At 65.0% G+C, this 18,448-nt stretch carries 20 protein-coding genes; 16 read left to right on the top strand and 4 right to left on the bottom strand.

Annotated features, from left to right (window positions below):
• The first annotated feature begins 65 nt into the window (after positions 1-65).
• The 10 genes from QCM77_RS06220 (at position 66) to QCM77_RS06265 (ending at position 8,663) form a co-directional block, all read left to right on the top strand.
• Positions 66-1,073 (top strand): chemotaxis protein CheB, encoded by a 1,008-nt coding sequence (locus QCM77_RS06220; RefSeq protein ID WP_279682437.1) that lies wholly within the window; start codon positions 66-68, stop codon positions 1,071-1,073.
• Positions 1,074-1,081: 8 nt separating this feature from the next.
• Positions 1,082-1,348: a hypothetical protein gene (locus QCM77_RS06225; protein WP_279662316.1), complete on the top strand. Its 267-nt coding sequence runs from the start codon at positions 1,082-1,084 to the stop codon at positions 1,346-1,348.
• 350 nt (positions 1,349-1,698) lie between these two features.
• Complete coding sequence (locus tag QCM77_RS06230; RefSeq protein WP_279682439.1) at positions 1,699-4,869, top strand: CheR family methyltransferase; 3,171 nt, start codon at positions 1,699-1,701, stop codon at positions 4,867-4,869.
• Positions 4,869-5,615: a Crp/Fnr family transcriptional regulator gene (locus QCM77_RS06235; protein ID WP_279662318.1), complete on the top strand. Its 747-nt coding sequence runs from the start codon at positions 4,869-4,871 to the stop codon at positions 5,613-5,615. Before QCM77_RS06230 ends, QCM77_RS06235 begins: the two co-directional genes overlap by 1 nt.
• A 181-nt stretch (positions 5,616-5,796) precedes the next feature.
• Positions 5,797-5,979 carry a hypothetical protein gene (locus tag QCM77_RS06240; RefSeq protein WP_279662319.1) on the top strand — a complete coding sequence of 61 codons (183 nt, stop codon included), beginning with the start codon at positions 5,797-5,799 and terminating at the stop codon, positions 5,977-5,979.
• A 148-nt stretch (positions 5,980-6,127) separates the two neighbouring features.
• Positions 6,128-6,328: a hypothetical protein gene (locus QCM77_RS06245; RefSeq protein WP_279682441.1), complete on the top strand. Its 201-nt coding sequence runs from the start codon at positions 6,128-6,130 to the stop codon at positions 6,326-6,328.
• Between the two features lie 330 nt (positions 6,329-6,658).
• On the top strand, positions 6,659-6,865 hold the full coding sequence (locus tag QCM77_RS06250) for a hypothetical protein (RefSeq protein ID WP_279682443.1): 207 nt from the start codon (positions 6,659-6,661) through the stop codon (positions 6,863-6,865).
• Positions 6,866-6,973: 108 nt separating this feature from the next.
• The gene (locus tag QCM77_RS06255; protein ID WP_279682444.1) at positions 6,974-8,050 is read left to right on the top strand and encodes a flavodoxin family protein; all 1,077 of its coding nucleotides are present in this window, start codon (positions 6,974-6,976) and stop codon (positions 8,048-8,050) included.
• An 83-nt stretch (positions 8,051-8,133) separates the two neighbouring features.
• Complete coding sequence (locus tag QCM77_RS06260; protein WP_279682445.1) at positions 8,134-8,463, top strand: four-helix bundle copper-binding protein; 330 nt, start codon at positions 8,134-8,136, stop codon at positions 8,461-8,463.
• An 11-nt stretch (positions 8,464-8,474) separates the two neighbouring features.
• Entirely contained in the window at positions 8,475-8,663 is a 189-nt protein-coding gene (locus QCM77_RS06265) for a hypothetical protein (protein ID WP_279682446.1), read from the top strand.
• 21 nt (positions 8,664-8,684) lie between these two features.
• Here QCM77_RS06265 and QCM77_RS06270 read toward each other — a convergent pair whose 3' ends face one another.
• Positions 8,685-8,957, bottom strand: coding sequence for a hypothetical protein (locus QCM77_RS06270; protein ID WP_279662379.1), 273 nt, complete (start codon positions 8,955-8,957; stop codon positions 8,685-8,687).
• 272 nt (positions 8,958-9,229) lie between these two features.
• Between QCM77_RS06270 and QCM77_RS06275 the strand changes: the two genes are divergently transcribed.
• The gene (locus QCM77_RS06275) at positions 9,230-9,604 is read left to right on the top strand and encodes a hypothetical protein (protein ID WP_279662324.1); all 375 of its coding nucleotides are present in this window, start codon (positions 9,230-9,232) and stop codon (positions 9,602-9,604) included.
• A 4-nt stretch (positions 9,605-9,608) separates the two neighbouring features.
• Here the strand turns inward: QCM77_RS06275 and QCM77_RS06280 are convergent, their stop codons facing one another.
• Both QCM77_RS06280 and QCM77_RS06285 read right to left on the bottom strand, forming a co-directional pair.
• Complete coding sequence (locus QCM77_RS06280; protein WP_279662380.1) at positions 9,609-10,934, bottom strand: polysaccharide deacetylase family protein; 1,326 nt, start codon at positions 10,932-10,934, stop codon at positions 9,609-9,611.
• A gap of 204 nt (positions 10,935-11,138) precedes the next feature.
• Positions 11,139-11,912: a polysaccharide deacetylase family protein gene (locus QCM77_RS06285; protein WP_279662325.1), complete on the bottom strand. Its 774-nt coding sequence runs from the start codon at positions 11,910-11,912 to the stop codon at positions 11,139-11,141.
• Positions 11,913-12,028: 116 nt separating this feature from the next.
• Between QCM77_RS06285 and mgtE the strand changes: the two genes are divergently transcribed.
• From mgtE to tolA, 4 genes are all read left to right on the top strand, one after another.
• Complete coding sequence (mgtE, locus tag QCM77_RS06290) at positions 12,029-13,450, top strand: magnesium transporter (RefSeq protein WP_279682448.1); 1,422 nt, start codon at positions 12,029-12,031, stop codon at positions 13,448-13,450.
• A 162-nt stretch (positions 13,451-13,612) separates the two neighbouring features.
• Positions 13,613-13,960: a type II toxin-antitoxin system RelB family anti-toxin transcriptional regulator gene (gene relB, locus QCM77_RS06295; protein WP_279662327.1), complete on the top strand. Its 348-nt coding sequence runs from the start codon at positions 13,613-13,615 to the stop codon at positions 13,958-13,960.
• Positions 13,961-14,091: 131 nt separating this feature from the next.
• Positions 14,092-14,910 carry an aldo/keto reductase gene (locus QCM77_RS06300; RefSeq protein ID WP_279662328.1) on the top strand — a complete coding sequence of 273 codons (819 nt, stop codon included), beginning with the start codon at positions 14,092-14,094 and terminating at the stop codon, positions 14,908-14,910.
• A gap of 49 nt (positions 14,911-14,959) precedes the next feature.
• Positions 14,960-15,973 carry a cell envelope integrity protein TolA gene (gene tolA / locus QCM77_RS06305; protein WP_279662329.1) on the top strand — a complete coding sequence of 338 codons (1,014 nt, stop codon included), beginning with the start codon at positions 14,960-14,962 and terminating at the stop codon, positions 15,971-15,973.
• A gap of 927 nt (positions 15,974-16,900) precedes the next feature.
• Here the strand turns inward: tolA and QCM77_RS06310 are convergent.
• Complete coding sequence (locus QCM77_RS06310; protein WP_279662330.1) at positions 16,901-17,626, bottom strand: DUF599 domain-containing protein; 726 nt, start codon at positions 17,624-17,626, stop codon at positions 16,901-16,903.
• A 136-nt stretch (positions 17,627-17,762) separates the two neighbouring features.
• On the opposite strand from QCM77_RS06310, the gene QCM77_RS06315 reads away from it, so the two are divergent.
• On the top strand, positions 17,763-18,425 hold the full coding sequence (locus QCM77_RS06315) for a glutathione S-transferase family protein (protein ID WP_279662381.1): 663 nt from the start codon (positions 17,763-17,765) through the stop codon (positions 18,423-18,425).
• The last annotated feature ends 23 nt before the right edge of the window (positions 18,426-18,448 follow it).

Here is an 18,448-nt window from a genome sequence, read left to right on the forward strand (position 1 = left end):
CGGTCCATAGGAACATAGGGCGGTGACCCGCCTTGGTACAAACGATGCAAACGAAGGCGGGTTCCATGAGCAACCACGACATCATCGTCATCGGGGGCTCGGCCGGCGCGACCGCACCGCTGAAGCAGATCCTGGGCCGCCTGCCGCCGGATCTGCCGGCAGCCGTTTTCGTCGTCCTGCACATCCCGGCGCAGGGCATCGGCATTCTCTCGACGGTCGCCAGCAGCGCCGGGCCGCTTCCGGTCCGGCAAGCCGAAAACGGCATGAAGATCGAGCCCGGCCAGGTTTATCTGGCCGCACCGGACCATCATCTGCTGCTGTCCCAGGATCACGTGTCCCTCGGGCGCGGTCCGCGCGAGAACATGGTGCGGCCGGCCATCGACGCCTTGTTTCGCTCGGCCGCCATCAGTTACGGCCCGCGCGTCATCGGCGTGCTCCTCAGCGGCCTGTTGTCCGACGGTGCGGCCGGTCTCAGCGCCATCAAGCGTTGCGGCGGGATCTCGGTGGTGCAGGACCCCTCGGACGCCATCGCCGATGAAATGCCAAGAAGCGCCCTGGAGGCGACCATCGTCGATCTTTGCGTCCCCGGCGCCGGAATGGGCGACGTTCTGTCCGATCTCGCCAGGGAGGTTGCGGGCGCCGCACTGCCGATCCCGCCGGAGATCCGGCTCGAGGTCGAGATCGCGGCCGGCGAACGGATCGGCAGTGACAAGCTCACATCGGTGGCCGATCCGGTTGCGCTGACCTGCCCGGCCTGCGGGGGCGTGCTGTCCGAGATCAAGGCATCGCATCCGATGCGCTTCCGTTGCCAGGTCGGTCACGCCTTCACCATCGACGTCCTCGCAAAAGAGCAGGAGGGGCAAGTGGATGAAGCCCTGCGGGTCGCGCTGCGCATCATCGAGGAGCGGGCTGAGCTGGTGCAGCGCATGGCCGCCGACGGCCGGCGCAGCGGCCGGCCTGCGGTTGCCGAGATGTACCAGACGCGGGCGGCCGAATATCGCGAATATGCCGACATGATCCGGCGGGTCGTGCTAAAGTCCCTCGATCCTCCGGCTCGCAAGCGGGAGGCTTGAGGGTCGCCATGACCATTTCCCTCGCCGAATGGACCGAGCAGCTCGATTCCGAGCGCCGCCATCTGATCAAGGCCGATCGGGATATCGAGGAGGGTTGGCAGCGCATCCGCGACCAGGAGGACCGGGTCCGTGAACTCAGTGCCGGCGGCTGCGATGCGGGCCAGGCGGAGCGGTTGGTCGAGGCGCTGAAGCAGACCCTGACGCAATGGCTGCGCCATCGCGTCCTGATCGAGCAGCGTATTGCCTATCTTCGGCAGCAAGTCGACCCGGAGTGATCCGGGGGGCGTTGAAAGGCCGCCTGAAATCGGCGCCGAGTTCGTACATAAAGTCGAGTTGCCGCTCGACGCTGCGGCGCAAACGATCGTTCTCACGGAGCAGCCGGCGGGCGGTGGCGGTGGCGTCCTCGGCCCGCCTGATCAGGGCCGCGAGTTCTTCCGACGTCTGCATGACGGGGCTCCTGCCGTAGGCAACTATGGGCCTTTGGTCGGGAATAGACAACGATGCTCGCTGTATGGAACGCAGCGTGACGTTTCCGGCTTTCACCTGTTGGGGTAACATCAGTTCTGCTATTTGCGGCGAGCGGGCGTCCGCTGGTTCCCGTCACTGAATGAGAGCTACCGAGACCATGCATGAAGTCGGCGACCAGCCGGTCGAAAGAGAGCGCCAGATCAGCCCCCCGCTGATCATCGGGGTGGGTGCCCCGCCGACCGCTCTGGATAGCATCAAGCGCTTCTTTGCCAAGCTGACCGTAGGAGCCGACCAGGCCATCGTGCTGGCGCTTCAACATCATGAGGCCCTCGACGAGCCGCGGCTGCGCCAGATCCTGCAAAATTCCAACGGCGGCAAGATCTCCGACGTCGGCGACGGCCAGACCATCGAGGGCGGCACGATCTATCTGTGCCCGCCGGCGATGATCACGACGATCCAGGGCGGTCGCTTCGCGGTGCGCGAGGCCGAGCAGGCGCCCGGCGAGCGGGCCACGATCGACAGCTTCCTGGTGTCCCTGGCGGAAGAACGCGCCGAGCAATCGATCGGCGTGATCCTGTCCGGCATCGGCGGCGACGGCACGCTGGGTGCCGCGACGCTGAAGGACCACGGTGGTCTCGCCATCGCCGAAAAGGGGGCGAGTGACGAGGCTGACCATCTGAAGGACGCCAATACGCCGGCGGCGATCGCCGATTATGTGCTCTCTCCGGAAGAGATCGCCGAGCACATCCAGGTCTATGCCCGTCATTTGCGGCGGCTGGACGCCAAGCAGGGGTTCGACGAGGTGCTGGCCGCTGCAGCGACCTCGCTCGCGCGCGTCGCCGATATCCTACGCAGCAAGACCGGCAATGATTTCCACGGCTACAAGCAGAACACCTTCCTGCGCCGCGTGCAGCGGCGGATGCAGGTGGTCCAGATCGCCGATATTTCCGCCTATGTCGATTTCCTGCGCAACGATAAGGACGAGGCGCAGCACCTCTTCAACGACCTCTTGATCGGCGTCACCGAATTCTTCCGCGACAAGCGCGAATTCGAGGTGCTGGAGAAGCAGATCGTCCCGAAGCTGTTCGAAGGCAAGGACGCGAGCAAGCAAGTACGCGTCTGGGTTCTCGGCTGCGCCACCGGAGAGGAGGCCTATTCGATCGGTATCCTCCTGCGCGAGCACATGGCCAAAATGGACTCCGCGCCGCAGGTTCAGATCTTCGCTACCGACATCGACGGACGGGCGCTGGCGACCGCGCGCGTCGGCCGTTACCGCACCAAGATCGAGGCGGACATGACCAGCGAGCGCCTGGCGCGCTGGTTCGTGCGCGAGGGCGATACCTATTGCGTGGTCAAGGAGCTGCGCGAGATGTGCATCTTCTCGCAGCACAACGTGATCAAGGACGCACCGTTCTCGAAGCTCGATCTCGTCTCCTGCCGCAACCTGCTGATCTACCTCAATGCCGAATTGCAGAACCGGGTGATCCCGCTATTCCACTTCGCGCTTCTGCCGGATCGCTTTCTGTTCCTCGGCAATTCCGAGAACGTGACGCGGCATCCGAAACTGTTCGTGCCGATCGACCGCCGCGCCCGCATTTTCAAGAAGCTCGAGACCGGAACGCGGCTGCCGCCGGAATTTCCGATCACCGCCGCTGCGGGGAGGGCAGCAGCCGTCGAGGTGCCGCCGTCGCGCTCGTTCCGCCCCGACGTCGGGCTGGAGCGCCGCGCGCAACGGATCGCGGAGCGCTACGCCCCCGCCTATGTCATTACCGACGGTAACTTTCAGGTCCTGCACTTTTCCGGGCGCACCGGCCGCTACATCGAGCCGACGGCAGGCGCCGCCACGCTCGACCTGCTTCAACTCGTCCATCGCGATCTCCGCCTGGAACTGCGCACGGTGCTCAGCCGCGCGGCGGAGACCAACGAGCCCGCCCATACCGAGCAGGTGCAGCTCGGCGACAACGGCCATCGCATTCTCATCGACATCACGGTGGAGCCGATCCAGGATGGCGGCAGCGGCCACCGCAATTTCGTCGTCCTGTTCAAGGACGGCCCGGTGCGCACCATCGGTGCCGACGAGAGCAAGCCCAATGCGCTGGTGCAGACCGAGCATGTCGAGCGCATCGAAGGCGAGCTGCGGGCGACGCGGGAGCGCCTCCAGGCAACCATCGAAGAGCTCGAAAGCACCAACGAGGAGCTGAAGTCCTCGAACGAGGAATACCAGTCGCTCAACGAAGAGCTTCAGTCCGCAAACGAGGAGCTCGAAACCTCACGCGAGGAATTGCAGTCGGTCAACGAGGAGCTGACCACCGTGAACGGCGAGCTGGCTCACCGCGTCCAGGAATTGACGCGCGCCACCAGCGACCTCGAGAATTTCCTGGAGAGCACGCAGATCGCGACCGTGTTCCTCGACAACGATTTGCGCGTGATGAACTTCACGCCGGCGATCGCGCAGGTTCTGCATCTCGTCGAAACCGACACGGGCCGCCCCATCGCGCACATCAAGGCGCGCATCCCGATCGAGGAGCTCTACGACGACATTCGCGGCGTGCTGCGGACGCTTGCCAGCGCCGAGCGCGAGCTGAGGGCGCCAGACAGCGGTACGCGCTACATCGTGCGCATCCTGCCCTATCGCAGTATCGACAATTTCATCGCCGGGGTCGTCATCACCTTCGTCGACATCACCGCCATTACCCGCGCCGAGGAGCGCCAGCGCCTGCTGCTGGCCGAACTCCAGCATCGGGTCCGCAACACGCTGGGCGTGGTGCGCTCGATCGCCCGTCGCACGGCCGATTCGAGCTCGACGGTCGAGGAGTTCGCTTCCCATCTCGATGGCCGGCTCAACGCATTTGCCCGTACCCAGGCGCTGGTGACCCGCGATCCTGAAGGTGGTGTAGATCTCGAATACCTCGCCGTCGAGGAGCTGCTGGCCTATAATGCCAGAGAAGGCGAGCAGGTGCGTGTCACCGGTCCCACGGTGCGTTTTCAGTCGAAGGCAGCGGAAACCTTTGCGCTTGCCATTCACGAGCTCGCGACCAACGCGCTGAAATACGGCGCCCTCAGCCGGCCGATAGGTCGCATCGAGATTTCCTGGCGGATTGAGCAGAGCGCCGAGCCGGCGCAGCTTGTGTTCGAGTGGCGGGAGCGCGGCGGGCCGCCGGTTGCGCCGCCGCCGCACAAAGGATTTGGGACCGAGCTTCTGGAGCGCACACTCGCGTTCGAGTTCAAGGGGCAGACCACGATGGCATTCAATCCCAAGGGACTGCAATGCACGATCACCATTCCCCTCAGCAAGCGGGCGTTTCATACGCCGGCGGTGGCCAGCTGATGCCCTTGTCGACGCTAGATCGCAGTCTGGTGGAGCCGGTCATTCGCCGGCTGAACGTGCTGCGGCCGTTGTCGACTGAGGCCCGCACCTCGCTCGAATACGCGATGCTCGAGGGAATCCAGCGCGCAGGATCGGGCGAGGATCTGATCTCGGAGGGCGATCCGGTCGACAGTGTCCGCCTCGTGCTGTCGGGCTGGCTCTGCCGCTACAAGATGCTCGAAGACGGTCGGCGCCAGATCGTCAATTTTCTCTTTCCCGGCGAAAGTTGCGACGCGCACGCGTTCCTGCTGTCGGTGATGGATCATTCCATCGCGGCGATGACGCCGGTCGTCTACACCGAAATCAGGCGCGCGCGGTTCGAGGGTCTGGTTGCGAGCGACCGCGCGCTGGCAGAAGCGTTCTGGTGCGAGACCCTCGTCAACACCGCCATCCAGCGCGAATGGGCTATCAATCTCGGCCGCCGGGTGGCCTTTGAGCGCGTGGCCCATTTGTTCTGCGAGATCATCGAACGGCTGCGTCCCGTCGGGATGGTCGACGGCAATTCCTGCGTGATGCCGGTGACGCAAATGGATCTTGCGGACGCCACCGGGCTGTCGGTGGTCCATCTCAACCGCACGGTCCAGGAGCTGCGTGCCTCGGGCCTGATCGTGCTGCGCGATCGCACGCTGACCGTCACCGATCTCGATGCGCTCAAGGACGCGGCGCTGTTCTCGCCGAGCTATCTGCAACTGTATCGGCGGGGCTGAGGGCTCTCTCGCTTGGGACCGGCTCGTAGGTCTTCGGCCGAGGAACGTACCCGGTCGACGGGTTCCGAGATCCTTGATCGAGGTTAGCGTGCGCGGAAGATTTTGAGCGGGTGGCTGGTTTTGAGCAGTTTACGTAACTTACGTAAAGGCGCGTTCGTCCCGAAGCTTCTATCGTCGTTCCATGAACGACCTCCTGCTGGCCCGCGCTGCGCGCGCGATCGAAGCGAGCCGCGCCCTCCGGGCGCAGCGCAGAGTGGTCGCGGATCAGCTTGATGATGCCACGCGCGAGGCGCGCCGAGTGGTGATGGAAAGCGCGATGTTGCGCTCGGAGATCAAGGCCCTTCGCGACAACCGGGAAGAGTAGAGCCTCCGATGCCTTGCCTCCGATGCCTTGCCAGGCATGGAGAAACCGTTCGCGGTCCGGAACGTTGAGCCTTCGCTCCGGTCTGGCTATGGAAGCCACCAGAGAAGACGCAACGGCGCGCTTTGCCCATGAACAGGGAGAACTCCTCATGTTGACGCGGCATCGTGTTAAGCAAACGGATGCACTGGAAATGCGCCTGGCCGCGGAAGCCGAGCGGCTTCGCGAGCAGGCCAAGTCGCTTCCGCCCGGCGCTGCACGCGACGAGATATTGCGTAAGGCGCGTCAGGCGGAAACCGGTTCCCAGATGACCGAGTGGCTGCGGTCGCCGGGGCTACAGCCGCCGGAATAGAAGCGGCCGATCGGGACGTGCGGCACGCACCGGGATGAGTGCGCCAGTCAACGGCGCTTCGCCGCTTTGCGCGGCGCTTGTACGCGGGATTTGCTACGCGGGATTTGCCTTGCGTGGTCCTTTGCGGCCGATCGGTGAGGTCGCGCGAGCAAAAAAAACGCGCCATTAACTTATTGAAATGCGGAACCCGCGGTTGCGGCCGAAGCTGCAAATGATGCCGGCTGGGCCACCCAACCGGCAGGAGCCTTGATTGACAAGAAACCTGAGCCCCGGCGCCCGACCTCCCGCCGGGGCCGATTTCCTTACACCCGAATTGCTCAGTGAAAGCCAATGACCGCCAAACGCAATCGCAGGAAACAGACCCAATCGCTCCAGGAGCGGCTGGCGATGTTCGCCGAAACCGCCCGCGAGCGCGCGCGCAGCCTGCCGCCCGGCAAGGAGCGCGACCTGCTGCTTCGCCGCGCCAGGCAGAACGAAATGACCTCGACCCTGACGGACTGGCTGAGCACGCCCGTCTACCCGAGACGAGGACCGTGACGAGCTTCGGTTCTGATTCAATCAGAACCGATGATGCTCTAGCGCAACGAGGAACCGCGCGCTGCGCCCCGGGTTGGTCGGTCTGGTCCGACTTCGCCAGGAGCCAGCATGACGGAAGCCGACGTTCGCAAGGGGATGCCGCCCGTCAAGCTGTCGCGCGAGGCGTTCGAGCGGCGTTACAGAAGCCAGTTTGTCGATCCCGCCTTTGCACCGCTCCAGCGCGAGCTCGATGCCATCGTCGGCGCGGCCTGGGATGCCTACAGCCATTCGCGCAAGGCCCCGCTGACGCGCAAGGCGGGCGCCGGCTTCTCCGATCCCGACTATGACATCGCCGTCGACTGGCTCGATGCGCGCGCGCAAATCCTGGCGGCACAGCGACGCCATGACGATGCGGACGAGACCCCGCGCATCCTGATCATCAACGGCTCGGCCCGCAGCGAGCACACCTGTCCCGGCGAAATGTCCAAGACCTGGCGTCTGGTCAAGCTCGCCGAGCCGGTCTTCACCGAGATGGGGTTTGCCATCGACATCCTCGATCTGTCGCGCCTCGCTTCGGAGTTCGGCAAGAATATCCATCCCTGCAAGTCCTGCGTCGGAACCGCGATGCCGCTCTGCCATTGGCCGTGCAGCTGCTATCCGGACTATTCGCTGGGGCAGGTCGGCGACTGGATGAACGAGATCTATCCGCTGTGGGTCGCGGCCCACGGCATCCTGATCGTGACGCCGGTGAACTGGTATCACGTGCCCGCCGGGCTCAAGGCGATGATGGACCGCATGGTCTGCGCCGACGGCGGCAATCCCGATCCGACCTCGACCCACGGCAAGAAGGCGGACGAGGCCAAGGCGCTGGAGCTGAAGGGCTGGCCGTATCCGCGCCATCTCGCTGGCCGTCATTTCGGCCTCGTCGTTCACGGCGACGCCGTCGGCGCCGAGGGCGTGCGCCGCGCCTTGTCCGACTGGCTGACTGACATGCAGCTGATCTCGGCGGGCCGCTTCGCCGAGCTCGACGGCTATGTCGGCTACATGGAGCCATACGCCACCTCGCACCGCGCGCTCGATGACGACGGCGAATTCCAGAAACAGGTGCAGAACGCCGCGCGCGCATTGGGCAACGCGGTCCGGCTGGCGCGGAGCGGACAGCTCCGCGAGCCCGGTGCGGGCCTTTCCGATCCGAATCCAAAATGACCGTGCTCGCGTTCCGGGAACGAAGGGCGTTGCCTGATCTTGGTTGTGCGGCGCCGGCTGACGCGCAACTGGAGAGAAAACGGATGGCTCAATCTGAAGACATGACGCGCTGCATCGCGCTCTGCATGAGCTGCTACCAGACATGCCTCGGCACGGCGATGAACCATTGCCTCGAGACCGGCGGCAGGCACGTCGAGCCCAAGCATTTCCGGCTGATGATGGCGTGCGCCGAAATGTGCCGGACGGCGGCGCACTTCATGCTGATCAACACGCCGCATCACCGGCATATTTGCGGCGAATGCGCCGAAATCTGCACCGAATGCGCCGAGGATTGCGAGCGGATCGGCGGCATGGACGAGTGTGTCGCCATGTGCCGCTCCTGCGCACGATCCTGCCGTGCGATGGCGGCCTGAGGACAAAGTCCATGCTGGAAGAGAAGCTCAAGGAAGCCATCATTGGCGAACTGCAGCGGCAGGCGGCGAACCGGCCGCAATCGCTCAAGGTTCAGGACGGAGACGATCTGAAAAGCTCGGAGGAGCTGATCGTCAACGGCAAGATCGACCTTGCCGCGCTGGTCATGGTGATCGCGGGATCGGTCGCGGGCGGACCCTAAGTTCGGCCGGTCAACGCGCCCTCAGCCATATTCCTCGCCGATGCCGTATTCCCGGTAGATCTCCAGTGGATCGAGGTCGGGAAACAGCCGGCATTTGGCCTGGGCGAGGTGCAGGCTCACCGCCGCCGGCTCCTTGCCGTTCGAGAGTATCTTGCGGATGTCGTCCATATGCGCGTTCGGCTGGTGCTTGCTTTCGAGCTGCTCCAGCGCGACCAGCGCAGTCGCCAGCGCCTCGGTCAGAACCCAGTCGTCGTGGCCGGTGATTCCCTTCTTCGGCATCGGCAGACCCCACATGTGGCGGCGGTAGTCTATCGCGGCTTCCGCCAAATCTCCATTGAGCCGTTGCGCCCCACCGGCGTGGATCGGGCCGACGGCCATACTCCGGCTTGCATTGTGGCCGCGCGTGGCTAAAAGGCGGCAATTGCAGGGGCGATAGTATCTTTGTTGAAACAAAATTGGCGTAGACGGGCCTGCACGGCATCCAGCCCGGTTGTTCCGGTCTGGGCCCCTGATCCCCGCATTCGCAACACGATCCGGTTGCGCCACCCTTCAAGGCTTGAGCCCGCATGGTCTTTCTAAGCTTCGTCTATCGCTTCGTGACCAACTTCGCGTTCATGGCGATGGTCTATTTCAGCCTGAACTTCATGGAGAAATATCAGAACCGGGCGATCATCGCGATCCTGGTGCTGGTCTATACCGGCATGCGCGCGGCCTCGACGCTGCGCGCGTTCTACTTCTACCAGAAGATCGAGAAGCTGGAGGCCGAGACCAAGCGCCTTCAGGCCCCGATCAATGCCGGCGCGGGCGGAACGAGTGTGCGCAAGCAGGTCGTGGCCGACGTCGCGCGGCTGCGGCGCGACGGCGAGCTCAAATCCTATATGGACCTGTTCTTCCTGGCGTTGATCGTGCTGCTCTGCGTCGCCAACATCATGCGGCAGTAGGGCTCTACTGCGCGCGCTTCTTCAGGCTCGCCACGCGGGTCGGGCGCGGCGCAGTGCCCTTGAGGGCAGTGCCCTTGGGGGCAATGCTCTTGGGGGCAGTGGTCTTGGGGGCAGCGCCGTCGGCCTCTGCTGCATGCTTCGGTGTGCCATGAGCAGCGTGCGCGGTGCGGGGAGCGCGTGACTTGCCGGCTTTGCCCTTGGCCGCACGAGGCGTCTCGGCTGCCATCGCCAGCCGCGTTGCGGCGCGCCGCGACAAGGTCGTCGACAGCAGCACCTCGACCGAGCCCTCAGGGATCGCAAAGAGATCGCGGCCGGGCACAGGCAGGCTGGCCGCGACATTGGCCAGTGCCATGGTCTTGCGTGGCAGCAGCGTTTGATGCTCGGTCTGCGCGTTGAGGTCGGCCAGCGCGGGCGCCGGAAGCGTTGCGGTCTGCACGAACACGAAATTCGGCACGGCCGGCCAGCGCGCGATCGGCGTGGTCTCGGTCGGCGGATGCAGCAACCATTCCACCGGCGTCGTCGGCGTCGCCGGCCGCTCGGCGGTCGCGGGCACCACATGCACGATGCGATAGCCGCGCGCCTTGAGGTCGCGGATGATCTTCGGCAGCGCCGCCACCGTGCGGGCCTGGATGTCGTGCAGCAGCAGGATGCCCTTGCCCTTGGCCTCAAGCCGCTGGATCGCGAGCTGATAGACGCGATCGGGCGACACATGGCGCCAGTCGTCGGCCGGGAAATCGGCGCTCCAGACCTGGATGCCGCGCGAGATCAGGAGGTTTTCGACACCTTCGGCGCGCATCAGGCCGGGAATGCGGAAGAACGGCGCCAGCTTGGACGGATCGGTCATCGCGGCCGAGGTCCACTCGATGCCGCCGTTGATCTGGGTCTCCGCCTTCTCGAGCGGCATCCGGTCGAACGTCAGCGGATGGTTCATGCTGTGCGTGCCGACGGTGTGGCCCGCCGCGACCAGCTTGCGCACGCCTTCCGGGTTCGCCTTGGCCTGTTCGCCGATGATGAAGAAGGTCGCCTTGATGCACTCGTCGGCGAGGATCTGCAGCACCTGGTTGGAATATTTCGGCAGCGGACCGTCGTCGAAGGTCAGGACGACCTCATGATCCTTCAGAGGCAGCGTCTCGCGGTACTGCATGGTGCCGATGCGCGGATGCTCGTGCGGATCGACCACGAGGGTGCGGGATGTCCCGAGCGCGTTCGGATGGCCGGGGCAGTCGGCCGCAACGGCCGCCGGCGCGCCGATGGTCAGGAAACCAAGGAATCCGCCAAGGCAAAGGACGATCCAAGATCGCGTCCGAACAACAACGCTACTTCCGATCATGAACCCCGTCTGCCCTCTTACGCGATTGCCGCCATAGTAGGTCGGAGACATCAGGAAACGGTTCAGGTGCAAGAGCCCTTGCCAAAAACCCATGCCAAGAACCCTTGCCATGACAAGTCCCCTTGATACTTGCATGGCGTAGCATGAACAGACTGTTAATAGGGCCAAAATCACCCCATTTTGCGCCGGCGTGACATTCCGGCATCAATGCGCGTCGGCATTCTTCTGTGATGTGCCCGCCGGCACGACGTGAACCAGCCGATAGCCGTTCTCCCTCAGATACCGCAGGAAGGCCGGCATGATCGCGGCCGTGCGTGCCTTGGGATCGTGGAAGAGGATGATGCCCTTGCCGGCGGCGGCGAGGCGCTCGGTGACGAGCTTCAATTCCTGCTCCGGCGTCATCTCGTTCCAGTCGCTGGCCCAGAGGTCAGCCCCGAACACGACGATGCCGCGGGACTGGAGCAGGTCGAGCTCGGCTGGCGTGGCTTCGAAATAGGGAAAGCGGAAGAACGGCGTCGACGGGGTCGTCGTCGACGTCCCGTGCAGCGCCATCTCGTCGGCGGCAATGCCGCGGTCGATCTCGCTCTTCGCCTTGTCGAACGGGATCCGCGCCATGAACGGATGCGAGAAGGTGTGGTGGCCGATGCTGTGGCCCTCGCGGGCGATGCGCTTGACCATGTCAGGGTGTTCGGAGGCGTGCAGGCCGATCAGGAAGAAGGTCGCGCGCACGCATTCCTGCGCCAGCGCCGCCAGCACCCTCGATGTCGTCGGCGGATGCGGTCCGTCGTCGAAGGTCAGCACGACCTCGTGATCGGCGAGGGCCAGCGTCTGCGGAAAGCTCTTCAGGCCCACGCGCGGCGTGGTCTTGGCGTCGACGCTCAGGATGCGCGAGGTGCCGAGCGCATCCTTGCGTGGGCACTCGGCCGCTTCAATCGAGGCGATCCCGGTGAGGGCGGCGAGGGCTGCGCCTGCCGCCATCGAGCCCCACCTCAGTCGAAGCATCTTTGTCATTGCGCTCAGAGTTGCCTTGTGGGTATTGCCTGAACCATCAGCTCAGACCACTCGTTCCAACCTGTCAAACGGCGAGGCGCGCCATGGATGAACATATGGACGGTGCCGCATCTGCCGCGGATTCGGTACTCGACCACGTGCCGATGCGCAATGAAGACGGCGAAATTCGTCACGAATTCGTCGAGGAAATTGCCCATGCGATCGAGGCCGGCGACAGCGCCGCGCTGCGCGCCTGCGTCGCCGAGCTGCACGAGGCCGATCTCGGCGATCTGATCGGGGCTCTCGAGCCCGACGACCGCGTCCGCCTGGTCGAGCTGACGGGGCGCGATTTCGACTTCTCCGCGCTGAACGAGCTCGATGAGGGCGTACGCGAGGAAATCCTCGAGGAGCTGCCGCCGGAGACCGTCGCGGAAGGTGTCCGCGAACTCGAATCCGACGACGCGGTCGAGCTGCTGGAAACCCTCGACCAGGCCGAGCAGGAGGAGATCCTCGAGAAGCTGCCGCTCAAGGAGCGCGTCGTGCTCGAGCGCAGCCTGCTTTATCCGGAAAATTCCGCCGGCCGCCGGATGCAGACCGAGTTCATCGCCGTGCCCCAGGACTTCACCGTGGGCCAGGCGATCGACTACATGCGCGAGACGCCTGACCTGCCCGATCGCTTCTACGAGATCTACGTCGTCGACAAGGACCAGCACTGGCAGGGCGCGGTCTCGCTCGACGTGCTGCTGCGCGCCCGCCGCCCGGTGGCGCTTGCCGAGCTGACCGACGAAGACCGCCGCCGCGTCTCCGTCCTGGAGGACCAGGAGGAGGTGGCGCGCATGTTCGGCAAGTACAATCTCGTCGCGGCCCCCGTGCTCGACACCCAGGACCGCCTGGTCGGCGTCATCACGGTCGACGACGTCGTCGACGTGATCGAGGAAGAGGCGGACGAGGACCTCAAGGCGCTCGGCGGCGTCAACAGCGACGAAGAGCTGTCCGACACCGTGTTCACCATTGCACGCGCGCGGTTCAACTGGCTGCTGGTCAATCTCGCCACCGCCTTTCTGGCATCCTCCGTGCTCGGCCTGTTCGAAGGCCAGCTCGAGAAGATGGTGGCGCTCGCCGTGCTGGCGCCGATCGTCGCAAGCCAGGGCGGCAATGCCGCGACCCAGACCATGACGGTCGCGGTGCGCGCGCTGGCGACGCGCGAGCTCGGCTCCTCCAATGCCTGGCGCGTGGTGATGCGCGAAGGCCTGGTCGGCCTCGTCAACGGCCTCGCCTTTGCGGTGATCACGGGCATCGCCGCGGTGGCCTGGTTCAGGATCCCGGGCCTCGGCATCGTCATCGGGCTCGCCATCATCGTGAACCTCTTCGCCGGCGCGCTCGGCGGCATCCTGATCCCGATGGCGCTTGAACGTGTCAGGGCCGATCCGGCCGTGGCCTCCGGCACGTTCGTGACGACGGTCACCGATGTCGTCGGCTTCTTCGCCTTCCTCGGCATCGCGACGTTGTGGTTCGGGCTGAGGTAGGAGCTGTTGAAATCCGTAGCCTGGATGGAGCGAAGCGTAATCCGGGGCCGCTGCGTCGGCTCGAGAGACGCCCCGGATTGCGCTGCGCTCCATCCGGGCTACTGGCCATCATCTTTAATCCGAACTTAAGCGATCTGCCGCATCATCGCCTTGCTTGGGGGAATGAGCATGCGTGTGCGGCTGAAGGCGGACGGACGGATCGTCGAGGTGCGGGACGGGCAAGAGTTTCCTGTCCAGCCGCTTCCGATCCAGCCCTTTCAAATCCAGCCCTTGCCAATCCAGCCTGCGGCCAGCGCCGCCCCGGGCGACACCAGCTCGCTCGCGGTGCGCGATTTGCGCCGCCGCGCCTGCCTGACCCAGATGGAGTTCGCCGCCAAGCTCGGCGTTCCCGTCGAGACCATCCGCAACTGGGAGCAGGGCAAGCGCGCCCCGCGGGGACCGGCCCGCGCGCTGCTTGCGGTGATCGCGCATGCGCCGGATACGGTGTTCCAGGCGCTCGCCAAAGCCTGACGCAACCTCCCGTTAGCATTGCGCTGAATAACCCGTCCGCGGGCTGCGGCTTCCGTTGGCACTGTGACTGGCCGGGTCCATAATGCACCCGGGATGATGATTTGGGGCGACCGCGACAGAGAGGAATCCTCATGCTGTTCGTCGAGGCCAATGACGCAAGGATACCGGCGATCGGGCTGGGGACCTGGGAGCTGAGCGGGCGTATGTGCGCGCGTGTGGTCGAGCAGGCGCTGCGGCTCGGCTATCGCCACATCGACACCGCGCAGGTCTACGACAATGAGCGCGAGGTCGGCGACGGCCTGCGCGCCTCCGGCGTGCGCCGCGACGACGTCTTCGTCACGACAAAAGTCTGGACCAATCATTTCGCGCCCCACGATCTCGAACGCTCGGTCAAGGAGAGCCTGGTTCAGCTACGGCTTCCCTCCGTCGATCTCCTGCTGTTGCACTGGCCCAATTCGCACGTGCCGCTGGAGGAGACTCTGGGGGCGCTGTCGCATGCCAAGCGCATGGGCCTGACCCGCCACATCGGCGTCTCCAATTTCACCGTGGCGCTGATCGAGCAGGCGGTGGCGTTGTCGCCGGAGCCGCTGGTCTGCAACCAGGTCGAATACCACCCCTACCTCGACCAGGCGAAGGTGAGGGCGGCCTGCGACCAGCACGCGCTCGCGCTGGTCGCCTACAGCCCGATCGCAAAGGGGCACATCAAGACCGACCAGATGCTCGCGGAAATCGGGCGTCTCCATCGCAAGACGCCGGCGCAGGTCTGCCTGCGCTGGCTGGTGCAACAGAATGTCGCTGCGATCCCGCGCACCTCGCGCGTCGAACGTCTGTCGGAAAACATCGAGATCTTCGATTTCGAGCTTTCGGACGACGAGATGGCCCAAATCGCCGCGCTGGCCAATCCCAGGGGCCGCCTGACCGATTTCGGCTTCGCGCCAAAATGGGATTGAGAGGGGGCTGCCTTATGCTAGGACCAGCTTGGCAACGCGAAGTCAGGCGATGGAACTGCGGAAGATCATACGGACGGATATTGCAGCGTCGGCGATCGCCCATCTGACGCTGGTCGCGCTGATCATCGTGATCAGCGAAGTCCATCCGTTTCACGCCAGCTCGCCCGAATCGGTTTCCGTCAGCATCGTGACGCCGGAGCAGGTGAAGCAGGAGGAGGCCAAAGCCGAGGAGAAGGCCAAGCAAGAGCTCAAGGAGAAGCCGCCGGAGCCGACCCCTGACCTGAAACTGCCGAAGCTGGATTTCACCGACAAGGACAAGGCGGCCGCGGCGACGAAGTCTGGGGCCAGGCAGCAGGCCGCGGCGCCATCGCAATCGCCGTCACCGGCGCCGCAGGCCTCGCCCGAGCCGCAACGTCCTGCGCAGCCGCAACAACCGCAGCCGCAGCCCTCGCCAAAGCCGAGCGAGGCCAACGCACAGCCGCAACAGCCACCGCCGCAAGCCCAGCCTCAACCGATGCCGCAACCGCCACCTCAGGCGACGCCGCAGCCCCCGACGCCGCAGCCACCTGCACCGCAGCCACTGCCACAGGCGATGCAGCAGCCAGAGGCCGCGCCGCCGCCGGCCTATCAGGCGCCGGAGCCTGACGTCACCGTCAAGTACGGCGTCATGCTGGGCCTGCCGCCGGAATTGCCGCCGGAGCTGCCGAAAGACGCCCCCAAGGACGATGGCGGCGATGCCAAGGATTCAATCGCAGCCAAGCTGCCGGCCGAGGTCATCGCCGAGCTGCGTCGTCACTTGCGAAGCTGCGCCAAACTGCCGGCGGGCCTCGCGCCGACCGACAACATCCACATCAAGCTGCGCACGGTGCTCGCCACCGACGGCATGCTGGCGCGCGAGCCGATCCTGATCGAAGCCCCGCCGTCCGCGAAGGGCGTGGCCCTCGTGAAGTCCGCAATGAGCGCGCTCCAGGCCTGCCAGCCCTACAAGATGCTGCCGGCCGACAAGTATGGGGAATGGAAGGTGATGGACCTGCCGTTCTCGCCGCGGGATTTCGGCGGGTAACTCTCGCGTGGGCTACGGGACTCTTGCTGTGTCGCTCTGCTGTCAATCCGTCGCCGTAAAAATATTCCACTTTACCGAAATTCGGTTTTGGCGTATGCGTCGCCTATCCCGGCTCATCCTTGAGGGGCGATCTTGTGGTCGTCACGTTCGCGAGCCGGGCTTGCGGTGGACGCGGCAGCGTTCGGGTGCGAGAGGCCAAGGGCAGGGCGGATTGCTCTCCGTGAGCCCTAAGGCTTCGTTCCGACGAGCGACGCTGTCAGGTTCGTCTCGTCTGTAAGTTTTCGGCTCCGTCGACAGGGCTGGAAAAACTGCGGCGAAATGGCGAGCCGTGCGTACGGCAAAACCGTGTGGTCCTGGCCGTCGTTGCTACGGTCAAGCCTTTGCGGATGCGGCATTCGCGCCAACCGGTGCGGTGCCGGCGACTTCTGTGAGGGCGAGGGAGGCCAAAACGAACTCGGCTCCCGGGAGAGCACGGCATAAGCCGTCCAACCACTGCGCAGGGAAGGCCGAGTGATTTGGCTACACCTGTATGCTGCTGTGCGGTTTTTCTGCGTGTGCTTTTGCGCAGCGGACCGCGGGTGCCAGCCGGCACCCGGCCTTCCCTGCACCCTCTTGGATTTGAGGGTGGAGCGATCAAGCAAAGCTCGGGCGAAATCAGTCGCGAGAACGGGAAGGTATGTCTGCTGTGAGAATGAAGCTGATGTTGCCGCGATCTCCGCTCAATCACCGTCCCCCTGAGGTGCGCGCTCTGCGGCGCGCGTGCGCCGTAGAGCGAGCCTCGAAGGGCGACGGCCCGGCTGGATCCCGGCCGTGCATCCTTCGAGGCTCCGCATGGGACGCGCTGCGTCCCATGCCTCGCGCCTCAGGATGACGGGACCGATACTTCGCAATGACGATGAAGCGAGCGCCGTGCAGCACTCCATCTCCTTAGCTCTGAGGACCGCGCTTCCGCGCCTCATCACCATCCGCCACCACCTCCGGTGCCATCGCAGCCCACGCGCTCGACGCGAATTGCCGCCGCCATGTCACGATCACCACGGCTGCCGTGGTCACGAACAGCACCCACGGGCTGACGAACCAGCCGAGATAGCCGAGCGCGAAGAAGAAGGCGCGCTGGCCGCGGTTGAAATGGCGGCCGGCGGATTCGAACAGGCGCGAGGTGCGGAAGACGTGGGCTTCGGCCTCCGGCGTGCCGCGCTGGGAGGCCGGCGGCATGCCGCCGAACAGGATCGCGACATAGTTGAACAGGCGGTACGACCACGCGAATTTGAAGAAGGCGTAGACGCAGATCAACACAAGGCCGACGCATTTCAGCTCCCACAGCGCGGGCGAGGTGCTGAGGTCGATCGGCAGCTTGCCCAGAATCGCAATGGCGTCGTTGGTCGCGTGCAGCAGCGCCAGCGCGCCGCCGAGCGCGATCAGGCTGGTGGAGGCGAAGAAGGCGGTGCCGTTCTGCAGCGAGGCCATGATCTGCATGTCGACCATGCGCGCGTCGCGGTCGAGCAGCCGGCGGACCCACACCTCGCGGTAGCGGTTCATGCGCGCCGACAGGCTGTCGCGGCCATAGGCCGAATGCTCCAGCGTCAGCGCGTAGACCAGCCATTCGATGATGAAGAAGCCGACGGCGGTGATGTCGACCCAATGCCTGCTCATGTCCGTCTCCTGGCGAAGATCGCAACGATTGCCACGCATGGCGAGGTGCGGCAACGATTGATTGGCGGCAGGCGATGGCGTTAAAAGCAGCTCGCTTCAAGACGTCTCGGAAAGGACTGATGACATGGCTGCTGACATGGCTGCGCTGAAACTCGCAATCGGCAACAAGAACTACTCGTCATGGTCGATGCGGCCCTGGCTCGCGCTGCGCGCCAACGACATTCCGTTCGTGGAGACCGTCATCCCGCTCTACACCGACAATCCCGCGGACAAGGAGCAAATCCTCGCCTTCAGCCGCGCCGGCAAGGTGCCGGTGCTGGTCGACGGCGACATCGCCGTGTGGGATTCGCTCAGCATCATCGAATACATCGCCGAGCGCTACCCGGAGAAGAAGCTGTGGCCCGACGATGTCGCTGCCCGCGCGCATGCCCGTTCGGTGTGCGCCGAGATGCATTCCGGCTTCATGGCCCTGCGCAACGAATGCGGCATGAACCTGCACCGCCCCGTGCGCCCGGTGACGCTGTCGGCGGAGGCCGACGCCAACATCGCGCGCGTGCAGGAGATCTGGCGCGAGTGCCGGACGCGCTACGGCGCCAATGGACCGTTCCTGTTCGGGCGCTTCGGCGCGGCGGATGCGATGTTTGCCCCGGTCGTGCACCGCTTCCGCACCTACGCGATCGAGGTCACGCCGGAGACCAAGGCCTACATGGACACGATGCTGGCGCTGCCGGCGTTCCAGGAATGGACCCGGGACGGGCTCGCCGAAATGCTTGTCATCGAAAAGTTCGAGAACGTGTGAGCATGATCCGGAAAAGTGGAGAC

It is taken from the genome of Bradyrhizobium nivariense, assembly GCF_029846695.2.
Lineage (GTDB): Bacteria > Pseudomonadota > Alphaproteobacteria > Rhizobiales > Xanthobacteraceae > Bradyrhizobium.